The sequence below is a fragment of the Aquamicrobium lusatiense genome (assembly GCF_014201615.1).
Taxonomy (GTDB): Bacteria; Pseudomonadota; Alphaproteobacteria; order Rhizobiales; family Rhizobiaceae; genus Mesorhizobium; species Mesorhizobium lusatiense.
In genome coordinates this window covers 213,323-226,196 of the sequence record NZ_JACHEU010000002.1, presented here as the reverse complement: position 1 = coordinate 226,196, position 12,874 = coordinate 213,323, and the positions used below count along the sequence as shown (strand labels likewise).

At 63.4% G+C, this 12,874-nt stretch carries 9 protein-coding genes and 1 tRNA gene; 6 read left to right on the top strand and 4 right to left on the bottom strand.

Annotated features, from left to right (window positions below; genetic code table 11):
* Positions 1-12 precede the first annotated feature (12 nt).
* On the top strand, positions 13-264 hold the full coding sequence (locus HNR59_RS15100) for a GlsB/YeaQ/YmgE family stress response membrane protein (protein WP_183831848.1): 252 nt from the start codon (positions 13-15) through the stop codon (positions 262-264).
* A 269-nt stretch (positions 265-533) separates the two neighbouring features.
* Here the strand turns inward: HNR59_RS15100 and HNR59_RS15095 are convergent.
* Both HNR59_RS15095 and cpdR read right to left on the bottom strand, forming a co-directional pair.
* Positions 534-608 (bottom strand) — tRNA-Val (locus HNR59_RS15095).
* A gap of 68 nt (positions 609-676) precedes the next feature.
* The gene (cpdR, locus tag HNR59_RS15090) at positions 677-1,039 is read right to left on the bottom strand and encodes a cell cycle two-component system response regulator CpdR (RefSeq protein ID WP_183831847.1); all 363 of its coding nucleotides are present in this window, start codon (positions 1,037-1,039) and stop codon (positions 677-679) included.
* 163 nt (positions 1,040-1,202) lie between these two features.
* On the opposite strand from cpdR, the gene HNR59_RS15085 reads away from it, so the two are divergent.
* On the top strand, positions 1,203-2,144 hold the full coding sequence (locus HNR59_RS15085; protein ID WP_183831846.1) for an N-formylglutamate amidohydrolase: 942 nt from the start codon (positions 1,203-1,205) through the stop codon (positions 2,142-2,144).
* Between the two features lie 79 nt (positions 2,145-2,223).
* The gene (gene hisN, locus HNR59_RS15080; protein ID WP_183831845.1) at positions 2,224-2,997 is read left to right on the top strand and encodes a histidinol-phosphatase; all 774 of its coding nucleotides are present in this window, start codon (positions 2,224-2,226) and stop codon (positions 2,995-2,997) included.
* Positions 2,998-3,040: 43 nt separating this feature from the next.
* Here hisN and HNR59_RS15075 read toward each other — a convergent pair whose 3' ends face one another.
* Complete coding sequence (locus tag HNR59_RS15075; RefSeq protein ID WP_183831844.1) at positions 3,041-4,006, bottom strand: alpha/beta fold hydrolase; 966 nt, start codon at positions 4,004-4,006, stop codon at positions 3,041-3,043.
* Between the two features lie 435 nt (positions 4,007-4,441).
* On the opposite strand from HNR59_RS15075, the gene HNR59_RS15070 reads away from it, so the two are divergent.
* Positions 4,442-4,912 (top strand): Hsp20 family protein, encoded by a 471-nt coding sequence (locus tag HNR59_RS15070; RefSeq protein WP_183831843.1) that lies wholly within the window; start codon positions 4,442-4,444, stop codon positions 4,910-4,912.
* Between the two features lie 69 nt (positions 4,913-4,981).
* On the opposite strand, the gene HNR59_RS15065 is transcribed toward HNR59_RS15070, so the two are convergent.
* Positions 4,982-6,031, bottom strand: coding sequence for a threonine aldolase family protein (locus tag HNR59_RS15065; protein WP_183831842.1), 1,050 nt, complete (start codon positions 6,029-6,031; stop codon positions 4,982-4,984).
* A gap of 446 nt (positions 6,032-6,477) precedes the next feature.
* Between HNR59_RS15065 and gltB the strand changes: the two genes are divergently transcribed.
* Together gltB and HNR59_RS15055 are read left to right on the top strand one after the other, a co-directional pair.
* Positions 6,478-11,205 carry a glutamate synthase large subunit gene (gene gltB / locus HNR59_RS15060; RefSeq protein WP_183831841.1) on the top strand — a complete coding sequence of 1,576 codons (4,728 nt, stop codon included), beginning with the start codon at positions 6,478-6,480 and terminating at the stop codon, positions 11,203-11,205.
* Positions 11,206-11,404: 199 nt separating this feature from the next.
* Positions 11,405-12,859, top strand: coding sequence for a glutamate synthase subunit beta (locus HNR59_RS15055; protein WP_183831840.1), 1,455 nt, complete (start codon positions 11,405-11,407; stop codon positions 12,857-12,859).
* Positions 12,860-12,874: the final 15 nt, after the last annotated feature.

Sequence of the window (12,874 nt, the reverse complement as noted above, 5' to 3'; positions counted from 1 at the left end):
TGGAGATTGTCCATGGATGACGCAGGCGTAGGCTGGATTGCAGCCATCATCATCGGCGGCCTTGCAGGCTGGATCGCTTCAAGGTTCATGAACAGCGACACCGGCGTGTTCATGAACGTCATACTCGGTATCATCGGCGCGGCTGTCGCCAGCTTCATCTTCGGTTTTCTTGGCGTGTCGTTCGGCGGCTGGCTCGGATACCTCGTCGCAGGCTTCGTTGGCGCATGCATCCTGATATGGGGCGCCCGCGCCGTCAGGAGTTGACGCCGGACGTTTTGGCCGTGCGCTGAGCGCTGCCGGCAAACCGTGGTGAGGAAAGGCGATGGCCCGTAGTGGTCGTCGCCTGTCCGGAGAGCAATTATTCGCTGTGGGCGAGTGGCGATGCGCCTCGTTCCGGGCAGGCCGTGCGTGAAGAGGGCGGGGTCGGCAAGCTGCATGCCGCGCTGGCGCAGGCCGGGTCGACGCTGCTCTGCCGTGAGGTTCGGAGAACCCACGGGGACCTATATGAAACTTTGCTAAGTTATTGAAACGGATGGTGGGCGTGACAGGGATTGAACCTGTGACCCCTACGATGTCAACGTAGTGCTCTCCCGCTGAGCTACACGCCCATCCGATGGCGGGCTTACATCATTTTTGCTGGAGCCCGTCAATAGCGCAAATTGGAAAATTGCGCTCCTTATGCAGCCTGCAGCATCTTTTCCACCTCGTTGACGAGGTCGCGCAGGTGGAAGGGCTTGGACAGCACCTTGGCGTCGCGCGGGGCCTTGGAATCGGGGTTCAGGGCAACGGCCGCGAAGCCGGTGATAAACATGACCTTGAGGTCGGGATCGATCTCCGTGGCCCGGCGGGCAAGCTCGATACCGTCCATTTCCGGCATGACGATATCGGTCAGGAGGAGAGAGAATGGCTCCTCGCGCAGCCGCTCATAGGCGCTGGCGCCATTGTCGAAGTCGCTGACCTGGTAGCCGGCGCGTTCCAGCGCCTTCACCAGAAAGCGGCGCATATCGTCGTCGTCTTCTGCAAGCAGAATGCGTGCCATGATTTCCCGTCCGAATCACTAACCCGGCCGGCGTGTGCCCCAGCCTGATAATCTGATTGTATATGAGCCAGCGCCGGTAAAGATCAAGTGAAGACAGCGCCATACGTGCCGGTTCCTGGCTTCGTGAAGCTGTGGGTGAAGCTATGGACAGGCCCGGCCGCGAATGGCACTTTCCGGGAATGACGTTTCACGGTTCAGAGGTTTACCGACATTGACAAGCGCGGCCGAGGATTTTTCGGTTGTTCCCGCCTTCGAGGTGAGATCGGCCGCCGAGCAGCGGGTGCCGTTCGTTTTCAGCTCGCCGCACAGCGGGCGCCATTACCCGCAGCGCTTTCTGGCGATGAGCCGGCTCGACGAGCACAATGTGCGCCGCTCCGAGGACTGCTATGTCGACGAACTGTTCGGCGGCTGTGTCATGCTTGGCGCTCCCCTGCTGGCGGCCAATTTTCCGCGCGCCTATCTCGACGCCAACCGGGAGCCCTGGGAACTCGATCCGCGTATGTTTTCGGAGCCGGTGCCTCCCTATTGCAACATTCGCTCCGCCCGCGTGGCGGGCGGCCTTGGCACCGTGCCGAAGCTGGTCGGCGACGGCTTCGACATTTATTCCGGCCGCCTGCCGCTGGCCGAGGCGGTGATGCGGATCGAAACCGTCTACAAGCCTTTCCACGAAACCCTGAAAAAGCTGGTAATGCGCACTCATGCGGCCTTCGGTTTTGCCGTGCTGGTCGATTGCCATTCCATGCCCGCCGGTGTGCGTGTTTCCGATACGGGGCTGCGCCCCGATTTCATCGTCGGCGACAGGTTCGGCACCTCCGCCTCAAGCGCGCTGACCGTCACCGCGATCGACCTGCTCTCGGCCATGGGCTACAGCGTGGCCCACAACAAGCCCTATGCCGGCGGCTTCATCACCGAGCACTACGGCCGCCCGACACGAAAGGTCCACGCGTTGCAGATCGAGATCAATCGTGGGCTCTACATGAACGAGGGCACGCTTCAGAAGACTGCCGGATTTGATGCGCTTGTCGAGGATCTGACCCAGTTCTGCGCCGACCTGATGGCGTTGACGGACCATCATTTTCGCATCCCGCCGCTTGCCGCGGAATAAGCCTCTGCAGCCCCGTGACTTTGTCTGCGGCTTTGCTATGACTGGCTGACACCTGCGCTTTCCCGATCAGGAGATACCATTGCACATTTCACCCGATTTTCTTCGGCGCGTCGCCGGAGTTGCCGCGGCCGAGACGTTGCCCCGGTTCCGCGCTCAGGGAGCCGTCGACAACAAGGAGGCGGCTGGTTTCGATCCCGTGACCGAGGCAGACCAGCAGGCCGAGCTGGCGATCCGGCGCCTGATCAATGCCGAGTTTCCCGATCATGGCATTCTGGGTGAGGAGCATGGCAGCGAGAACCTTAGCAGCAGCCATGTGTGGGTGATCGACCCGATCGACGGCACCCGTGCCTTCATTTCCGGCCTGCCGGTATGGGGCACGCTGGTGGGATTGACGATCGATGGCGAAGCGGTCGCCGGAATGATGTCCCAGCCGTTTACCGGCGAGCTGTTCTATGCCGATGGTGCGGGATCGCACTATGAGGGACCGGGCGGGCCGCGAAGGCTTGCCACCCGCAAGACCGAAAATCTTGCCGAGGCCATCTCGTTCACCACCACGCCTTCCCTGTTTAAGGGCGATATGCGCAAACGTTACGACGCATTCGAGAGCAAGGTGCAATTGGCGCGCTACGGCACCGACTGCTACGCCTTCGCCATGCTGGCGGCGGGATGCGTCGATATCGTCATGGATCCCGGCCTGAAGCCCTATGATATCGTGGCGCTGATCCCGATCATCGAGCAGGCCGGCGGCATCGTGACCACCTTCGACGGCGGGCCGGCCGAAAATGGCGGTGACATAGTGGCTGCGGCGACGCCGCAGCTGCACGAAGCAGCGATGGCCGCCCTGCGTAACTGAGGCCGTAATTGCCACTCTGCGCGGCTGATGCCGCGCTCAGCCTTCAGGCGGCCTTGAATATCTCTTCTTCGGTGCCGGGAATGAAGGCATCGAAGGCAGCCAGAAACTGCTCGCGGTAGAAGTCGGCTTCCTGCAGGATTTCGTGGCGGGAGCCGTCTATGGTGAGCAGCGAGCTGAGCCGCAGGCGCCGGGCATAGTCGGATGCGGCACGAGTGGAGACGATGCTGTCGGCCCCGGCGGTTACGATCAGGGTCGGAATGCGCATGGCGGCCAGGAATTGCGGATCGCTGACCCTGAGCACGGCCATGCTGGCCGCGCGCAGCCAGCGCACCGTCAGCCCGCTGAGCGCAAGATGGGGATGCTCTTCATAAACGGACGTATTGCGCCGGTATCGGACGGGATCCGAGGTCAGGTCGTTGATCTCGAAAGGTGCCGCCGCCTTCGCCCGCTTTCTTTTGACGTACATCCGGCCAAGTCCCATGAACATGAGAGCCGTCGTCATGGTGCGGATCGACTTCATCGAGTAGCGCTGCCCCGGCATGCCGATAAGCGGGGTCAGCAGAACCATGCGCTGGACGCGGTTGACCAGCGAGGCTGACGCCAGCAGAGCGACCAGCGCGCCGGTCGAATGGGCGAGGATGTAGTAGGGGCCGCGGCAATCCGGAAGCACGACCTCCCGGAAGAAGATGTCCAGATCGTCCACATATTGGCCGAAGCTTTTGACGTATCCCTTTTGGGGATCCCGGATCAGCCGGTCCGAGCCGCCCTGACCGCGCAAATCGAAGGTGGCGGTGCCCAGCCCTCGCGCCGACAGATCGCGGATGGTCTCGAAATATTTTTCGATGCACTCATTGCGGCCCTGCAGCAGGACGACCGTTCCTTTTTCGGGCCGGCCGCCGGGCGCAAAGCGCGCATAGCGGATCTGCCTGCCGTCGCGGGCTCTGAAAAAGCCGCCGCTGGCATTGTCGGGAACGGGGTTGTCCGTCGTGTGAAAGAAAAGCTCTGTCATACGGCCGCCGGCCTGTGCTGCGGGTCTGGTCACGGTGATAGGAAGGGCACGTTCATATTGCAAAGGAAATCATTGCAGGAACAATCCGGCACGCTTGTGGCGGAGTGGGAGCCGGAAGTCGCCTCAAACGACTTCCGGCCACTGTCGACCCGGATGGAAGGGACGTTACACCCGGATCGGCTCTGGTCTGGCATCGCCGCCGTTCCGTTGCAGAGAAAGGAATAGGGCACACAAGCTGAACGGCTTTTGAGCGAGCCGTTCATCGCGCGTTCATCCCTGCGCGAATGGCATGAGCGACAGGGTCTTGAAACCGTTTTGGCAGGCACCCAAATGTACTGTGCGGTCGCCGATGTCGGGGCCGCTGGCCCGGAAAGCGCCATCAGGGTTTTCAAGTGGTCACAACGCAAACCTTGTTGCTCGACAGGAGAACACACCATGCGTCACGTTGATTTTTCGCCCCTCTATCGCTCGACCGTAGGCTTCGACCGCCTGTTCAATATGATTGACTCGCTCGGTCAGCCCGAAGGCGGCCAGTCCTATCCGCCCTACAACATCGAAAAAACCGGCGAGGATGCCTATCGCATCTCCATGGCCGTGGCCGGCTTCGCGGATGACGAGATTTCCATCGAGGCTCATCGCAATGTGCTGACCATCAAGGGTGAGCGCGGGCAGGAGACCGAAAGCGACGGCGCCGAACTGCTTTATCGCGGCATTGCCTCGCGCTCCTTCGAGCGCCGGTTCCAGCTTGCCGACCATGTCGATGTCGTCGGCGCGGCCCTCAAGAACGGCCTGCTCCACATCGACCTGAAGCGCAACATCCCCGAGGAACTGAAGCCGCGCAGGATCGCCATCACCTCGGTGCCGGCTGACAATTCCCGGCAGATCGAAGCCAAGACCGTCAACTGATCTTCTCTCACTCCTCCCGAGGGAGAGGCGGCGCGGGGAAACCCGCGCCGCTTTTGCGTTCACGCGGGATCAGCGGATCAGGCCGGCCAGCCGCTCTATATCATCGTTCTGCGTGGCGAAGCTGGTGACGAAACGATAGATTTTTTCGTCCTCGCCAAGCTGTCCGCTAAACCCCGCCGGCGCCGGCCATTGGTGGAAAGTCGCGCCGGCGGCCTGCAGTCTGGCGGCCATGTCATCGCCGAATATGGCGAAAACCTCGTTGGCCTGCGGCTGCCATGCGAGGCGCGCGGTGATGGCTGCGTCGATCGCTTCGGCAAGGCGGCTGGCCATGGCATTGGAGTGCCGGGCGTTTTCCAGCCACAGGCCGTCATGGAAATAGGCGTCGAACTGTGCGGCCACGAAGCGCGATTTCGAGAACAGCTGCCCGGCACGCTTGCGCAGGAAGGCCATTTCGCGCGCCAGATCGAGGTCGAACAGCACGATGGCCTCGGCGCACCAGCAGCCATTCTTGGTGCCGCCGAAGGACACCACGTCAATTCCGCGCTTCCACGTCATTTCCGCCGGCGTGGTTTCAAGTGCCACCAGCGCATTGGCGAAGCGCGCGCCGTCCATGTGCAGGGGCAGGCAGCGGCTGCCGGCGATGGTGGAAATCGCCTCGATATCCTGCAGTGAGTAGACAGTGCCGATTTCGGTCGACTGGGTGATCGATATGATGGCCGGACGCCCGGTGTGAACTGATTCGGGGAAGAAATGGCCGAGTGCCTTCTCCAGCGCTGCCGGGTCCATGCGGCCGAGGCTGCCATCGATGCCGAGCAGCCGCCCGCCGCCGGAGAAATATTCGACCGCCCCGCACTCGTCCTCCATGACATGCGCTTCCCGGTGGCAGAATGAAATGCCGCCGGGCTTTCCATAAAGGGCCAGGGAAAGCGAGTTGGCCGCCGTGCCGGTGGACACGAAGAACACCGCCACTTCGCGTTCGAAGACTTCGCTGAATTTTTTATAGACGGCGCGGTCGAGATCACCGTCGCCATAGGCCGTGCTGAAGCCCGCCGCAGCCCCTGACATGCGCGCGGCAACGGCAGGGTGGGCGCCGGCCCAGTTGTCTGACGCGAAGAACATTTCCGGCTCCGATGCTGATGCTTTTCAGGTGCGCAATTGATCCTTTTCAGCAGCGCCTTGCAAGGTAGCGATGGGCATTGTGCCGCTTTGCTGCCCGCAAGTGGCTTCGGAGTGAGCAAGAATCGACGGAAAGTTTCCCTTTGTGTCAGGCTTTCGCAACTTTCTATCCAAAAGACGCAATTTTTTTCATCAATCGGTCTTGTGCGCTTTTTTGATTTCTGCCATAGAAATTTAGGACAGCAATGCTGTCTTATTTATCCGCGCAAAGCAGCCCGGATCGGCGTATAGTGAAATTGTCGATCCGACTGGTGGCGCAAGCGGCTTTTCCCCGCTGACCGGCGGGGCGTGAAGAGTTCTCGCCAGCGGTTACGCATACCCAACCGGGAGCCTGATGCTCCCCAAGGCAACCAGACGCCTCTCCGGCGCGAAAATGGAGGACGACAGCGATGACGCATGTGACGCCATCTGTGACGACGGATTTCAGGCCGGCCGCACAGACCGGGGCGGCCACCACGAAACGCATCGCTAACCGGGGCATCCCTCCCTCCGCGCAAGGCCTTTACGATCCGCGCAACGAACATGATGCCTGCGGCGTGGGCTTCATCGCCAACATGAAGGGCGTGAAGTCGCACCAGATCGTCCGGGATGGCCTGTTCGTTCTGGAAAACCTGACTCATCGCGGCGCGGTGGGCGCCGACCCACTGGTCGGCGACGGCGCGGGCGTGCTCGTGCAGATGCCCGACCGTTTCTTTCGTGAGGAAATGGCGACGCAGGGCGTCGAGTTGCCGCCGTCCGGCCGCTACGGCGTCGGCCACTGGTTCATGCCGCAGGACGAGGCCGCGCGCGCCCATGTGAACGATGTGATCGTGGAATCGGCGCAATCGGAAGGTTTCACCATTCTGGGCTTCCGCGAGGTTCCCGTCGACAATTCGTCGCTTTCCAGCGCACCGGAGATCGTCGCCGCCGAACCGTTCCACACGCAGGTCTTCTTCGACCGGCCCTCCGATGCCGGCGACGATGACGAGTATGAGCGCCGCCTCTATATCCTGCGCAAGGTGATCTCCGGCCGCATCTATGCCGAGAACGACAATCGCGATGTCGGCTCCTACTGCGTGTCGCTGTCGGCCCGCACCATCGTCTACAAGGGCATGTTCCTCGCCAATCAGGTGGGCGCCTATTACACGGACCTTCTCGATCCGCGCTTCGAATCGGCGCTGATCCTCGTGCACCAGCGCTTTTCGACCAACACCTTCCCGTCGTGGAAGCTGGCGCATCCTTACCGCATGGTCGCGCACAATGGCGAGATCAACACGGTGCGCGGCAACAACAACTGGATGGCGGCGCGTCAGGCGTCGGTGGACAGCGAGCTTTTCGGCAACGACATCTCGAAGCTGTGGCCGATTTCCTATGAAGGCCAGTCCGACACGGCCTGCTTCGACAACGCGCTCGAATTCCTGTTCCAGGGCGGCTACAGCCTCGCCCATGCCATGATGATGCTGATCCCGGAAGCCTGGGCCGGCAACAAGCTGATGGGCGACGAACGCAAGGCGTTCTACGAATATCACGCCGCCCTCATGGAGCCGTGGGACGGGCCGGCCGCCGTGGTGTTCACCGACGGGCGCCAGATCGGCGCGACGCTCGACCGCAACGGGCTGCGCCCGGCGCGCTACATCGTCACCGACGACGACCGCGTCATCCTCGCCTCCGAGGCCGGCGTGCTGCCGGTGGCGGAAGAGCACATCGTCACCAAGTGGCGCCTCCAGCCGGGCCGCATGCTGCTGATCGACCTCGAAAAGGGCCGTATCGTCTCCGACGAGGAGATCAAGACCGAGATCGCCACCCGGCACCCCTACGGCAAGTGGCTGGCGAACACGCAGCTCATCCTCGAAGACCTCAATCCGGTCGAGCCACGCGCGCTGCGCAAGGACGTGTCGCTCCTCGATCGCCAGCAGGCCTTCGGCTACAGCCAGGAGGACCTCAAGCTTTTGATGTCGCCCATGGCGACGACGGGGCAGGAGGCCGTCGGCTCGATGGGCACCGACACGCCGATCGCGGCCATGTCGGACAAGCCGAAGCTGCTTTACACCTATTTCAAGCAGAACTTCGCACAGGTCACCAATCCGCCGATCGACCCGATCCGCGAGGAACTGGTGATGAGCCTCGTGTCCTTCATCGGGCCGCGGCCGAACATCTTCGACCTCGTCGGCACCTCGCGCCGCAAGCGGCTGGAAGTGCGCCAGCCCATTCTCACCAATGCGGACCTCGAAAAGATCCGCTCCATCGGCCATACCGAGGAGCGCTTCGACACCAAGACCATCGACATCACCTATTCGGTGACGGAAGGGGCCGAAGGCATGCCGGCGGCCATCGAGCGGCTGTGCGAGCGGGCCGAGGCGGCGGTCGCCGGCGGCTACAACATCATCATCCTGTCCGATCGCCAGATCGGGCCGGACCGCATCGACATTCCGACCCTTTTGGCCACGGCGGCGGTGCATCATCACCTGATCCGCAAGGGGCTGCGCACGTCGGTCGGGCTGGTCGTGGAATCGGGCGAGCCGCGCGAGGTGCATCATTTCTGCTGCCTTGCCGGCTATGGCGCCGAGGCGATCAATCCCTATCTCGCCTTCGACACGCTGGTCGACATGCACGCAAAGGGGCAGTTCCCGCCGGAAGTGGACCCGCAGGAGCTTGTCACCCGCTACATCAAGTCGATCGGCAAGGGCATCCTCAAGGTCATGTCCAAGATGGGCATCTCGACCTACCAGTCCTATTGCGGCGCGCAGATTTTCGACGCGGTCGGGCTGAAGTCCGAATTCGTCGACCGCTATTTCACCGGCACGGCCACGCTCATCGAGGGCGTGGGGCTGGAGCACATCGCTGCCGAGACGGTCGCGCGCCACGCGTCCGCCTTCGGAGACGATCCGGTGCTGCGCCGGGCGCTGGAAGTGGGCGGCGAGTACATGTTCCGCATGCGCGGCGAGGCGCACGCCTGGACGCCGGATGCGGTCGCGACCCTTCAGCATGCGGTGCGGCAGGGGTCGGCCGAAACCTTCAGGCAGTTCTCAGAACAGGTGAACGACGCCACGGCCAATGCCCACGCCATTCGCGGCCTGTTCAGGATCAGGACGGCGGAAGAGGTCGGCCGCAAGAAGGCGCGGTTGGACGACGTGATGCCGGCTGCCGAGATCGTGAAGCGCTTCTCTACCGGGGCCATGTCCTTCGGCTCTATCAGCCGCGAGGCGCACACCACGCTGGCCGTGGCCATGAACCGCATCGGCGGCAAGTCGAACACGGGCGAGGGCGGCGAGGAGCCGGACCGCTACCTGCCGCTGCCGGGCGGCGGGGCCAACCCCGAGCGCTCGGCGATCAAGCAGATCGCTTCCGGCCGATTCGGAGTAACGACGGAATATCTCGTCAATTCCGACATGATGCAGATCAAGGTGGCGCAAGGGGCGAAGCCCGGCGAGGGCGGCCAGCTTCCGGGCCACAAGGTCGATGCCACAATCGCCAAGACGCGGCATTCGACGCCGGGCGTCGGCCTGATCTCGCCGCCGCCGCATCACGACATCTATTCGATCGAGGATCTGGCGCAGCTCATTTATGACCTGAAGAATGTCAATCCGCGCGCCGACGTGTCGGTCAAGCTGGTGTCGGAAGTGGGCGTCGGCACGGTTGCGGCCGGTGTCGCCAAGGCGCGCGCCGATCACATCACCGTCTCCGGCTATGACGGGGGCACGGGTGCCTCGCCGCTCACTTCGCTCAAGCATGCCGGCAGCCCGTGGGAGATCGGCCTTGCCGAGACGCACCAAACGCTGGTGCTGAATGGGTTGCGCAGCCGTGTAGCCCTGCAGGTCGACGGCGGTCTGCGCACTGGGCGCGACGTCATCATCGGCGCGCTGTTGGGCGCCGACGAGTTCGGCTTCGCCACAGCACCGCTGATCGCGGCCGGCTGCATCATGATGCGCAAATGTCACCTCAACACCTGCCCGGTGGGCGTGGCGACGCAGGACCCGGTTCTGCGCAAGCGCTTCAAGGGCACGCCGGAGCACGTCATCAACTACTTCTTCTATGTGGCGGAAGAGGTGCGCGAGCTTCTGGCCGAAATGGGCTTCACCCATCTCGACCAGATCATCGGCAACACCGATCTTCTGGAAAAGCGCGCGCTCATCGACCACTGGAAGGCTCGGGGGCTCGATTTCTCGCGCCTGTTCCACAAGCCGGACGCGCCGGCCGAGCAGACGCACTGGACCGAGCGTCAGAACCATCCGATCGACGATGTGCTGGACCGCAGGCTGATCGAGCTTGCCGCCCCGGCGCTCGATGCCCGACAGGCGGTGAGCATCGAGGTTCCGATCCGCAACGTGGACCGTTCGGCGGGCGCGATGCTGTCGGGCGAGGTGGTGCGCCGCTTCGGCCACAAGGGACTGCGGCCCGATACGATTTCCGTCACGCTGACGGGAACCGCCGGCCAGTCCTTCGCGGCCTTCCTGTCGCGCGGGGTGTCGTTCGAGCTGGTCGGCGACGGCAACGATTATGTCGGCAAGGGCCTTTCGGGCGGCCGCATCGTCATCCGTCCGCCGCATGACACCAAGATCGTGGCCGCGGACTCCATCATCGCCGGCAACACCGTGCTCTACGGGGCCATCGAGGGCGAGGCCTATTTCGCGGGCGTCGCCGGCGAGCGGTTTGCCGTGCGCAATTCGGGGGCCATCGCGGTTGTCGAGGGCGTCGGTGATCATGGTTGCGAATACATGACCGGCGGCGTGGTGGTGGTGCTTGGACGCACGGGTCGCAACTTCGCGGCCGGGATGTCCGGCGGTGTCGCCTATGTGCTCGACGAGGACGGCGATTTCGCGCAGCGCTGCAACATGGCCATGGTCGAGCTGGAGCCGGTGCCGGAAGAGGATGACATCCTCGAAAAGCTGCACCATCATGGCGGCGACATCGCCCACAAGGGCAGGGTAGACGTGTCCGGCGACATGACCAGCCATGACGAGGAGCGCCTTTACCAGCTCATCCTCAACCATGTGCACTATACGGGCTCCAGGCGCGGCCGCGCCATTCTCGACGAATGGGCAAGCTACCGGCCGAAATTCCGTAAGGTCATGCCGGTCGAGTATCGCCGTGCCCTTCTGGAGATGGAGCGCGCCCGCATGAACGTGGCGGCGGAATAGGAATGAGCACGCCGCTCTTCCTCTACGGTGTTCCGCCAGACCTCAAACCGGGGGCGCGTCCGCGCTAGCCTGAGGAGCCTTGCCGCGCAGGGTTCCCGTACCCGTCGGGCGCGGCGTCGCGCCCGGAACCGTCAGCACCCGTACGAACGGCCCGCGCGCCATGCGCCTGCGTGCCGCACGCAAAGGTCAAGGAAGCATAATGGGCAAGGTAACTGGTTTTCTGGAGATCGACCGGCAGGTTCACAAGTATCAGCCGGCATCCGATCGCATACGTCATTTTCGCGAGTTCACGCTGCCCCTGTCGGACAGCGAGGTGGAAAAGCAGGCGGCGCGCTGCATGGATTGCGGCATTCCGTTCTGCCATGGGCCGACCGGCTGCCCGGTGCACAACCAGATCCCCGACTGGAACGATCTCGTCTACAATGGCGAGTGGGAGACGGCGATCCGCAACCTGCACTCCACCAACAATTTTCCCGAGTTCACCGGCCGTATCTGCCCCGCGCCCTGCGAGGAAGCCTGCACGCTGAACCTCGAGGACATTCCGGTTGCCATCAAGACGGTGGAGCAGGCGCTGGCCGACAAGGCCTATGAGATCGGCTATATCCGGCCCTATCCGCCGCTGATGAAGACCGGCAGGCGGGTTGCCATCATCGGTTCCGGCCCGGCCGGAATGGCCGCGGCGCAGCAGCTCGGCCGGGCCGGCCACGAGGTGCATGTCTATGAGCGCGAGAGCCGCCCCGGCGGGCTGATGCGCTACGGCATCCCCGACTTCAAGATCGAGAAGCATTTCATCGACCGCCGCATCGAGCAGATGCAGGGCGAAGGCGTCACCTTCTTCTGCGGAGTGAATATCGGCGTTGACAGGAGCGTGGACAGCCTGCTGGCGGAGTATGACGCGGTGCTTTACTGCGGCGGCTCCGAAACGCCGCGCGCCGCCGGCATTCCCGGTGCCGATCTGGAAGGCGTGCACGACGCCATGCCCTATCTGGTGCAGCAGAACCGCCGCGTCGGCGGAGAAGATATCCAGTCGGTGGCATGGGCGTCGCCGGAAATCCTCGCCAACGGCCAGCATGTCGTGGTGGTCGGCGGCGGCGACACCGCATCCGACTGTGTCGGCACCGCCTTCCGGCAGGGAGCCGTGCGCGTCACCCAACTCGACATCCGGCCGCAGCCGCCCGAGAAGGAGGACAAGCTTTCGGTCTGGCCCTACTGGGCGACTAAGATGCGCACCTCTTCTTCGCAGGCCGAGGGCGCAAATCGCGAATTTCAGGTGGCGACGCTGGAATTCATCGGCGAGGACGGCAGGCTTGTCGGCGTCAAGTGCTGCGAGGTGGACGAGAAGCGCAAGCCTATCGCGGGCAAGGAATTCGTCATTCGTGCCGATCTCGCCTTCATCGCCATCGGCTTTGCCGGGCCGTTCCGGAAGGGCGTGCTGACGGAACTGGACGGGCGCATGAAGACGATAACCGACAATCGCCGCTCCACCAACATCGCCGCCAGCGACCGCGACTATCGCACCAGCATGGACCGCCTGTTCGCTGCCGGCGATGCACGGCGGGGCCAGTCGCTGGTGGTATGGGCGATCCGCGAAGGCCGGCAGGCCGCGCGCGCCATCGACGAGGCGCTGATGGGGGCCTCGCTGCTGCCGCGGTGACGGCGCTCTAAGGCT

Bases quoted from the DNA above. Each gene is read 5' to 3' on its own strand.
- HNR59_RS15100 (WP_183831848.1), top strand. From the start codon at position 13: ATGGATGACGCAGGCGTAGGCTGGATTGCAGCCATCATCATCGGCGGC.
- cpdR (WP_183831847.1), bottom strand. From the start codon at position 1,039: ATGGCACGCATTCTGCTTGCAGAAGACGACGACGATATGCGCCGCTTT.
- HNR59_RS15085 (WP_183831846.1), top strand. From the start codon at position 1,203: ATGGCACTTTCCGGGAATGACGTTTCACGGTTCAGAGGTTTACCGACA.
- HNR59_RS15075 (WP_183831844.1), bottom strand. From the start codon at position 4,006: ATGACAGAGCTTTTCTTTCACACGACGGACAACCCCGTTCCCGACAAT.
- HNR59_RS15070 (WP_183831843.1), top strand. From the start codon at position 4,442: ATGCGTCACGTTGATTTTTCGCCCCTCTATCGCTCGACCGTAGGCTTC.
- HNR59_RS15065 (WP_183831842.1), bottom strand. From the start codon at position 6,031: ATGTTCTTCGCGTCAGACAACTGGGCCGGCGCCCACCCTGCCGTTGCC.
- gltB (WP_183831841.1), top strand. From the start codon at position 6,478: ATGACGCATGTGACGCCATCTGTGACGACGGATTTCAGGCCGGCCGCA.
- HNR59_RS15055 (WP_183831840.1), top strand. From the start codon at position 11,405: ATGGGCAAGGTAACTGGTTTTCTGGAGATCGACCGGCAGGTTCACAAG.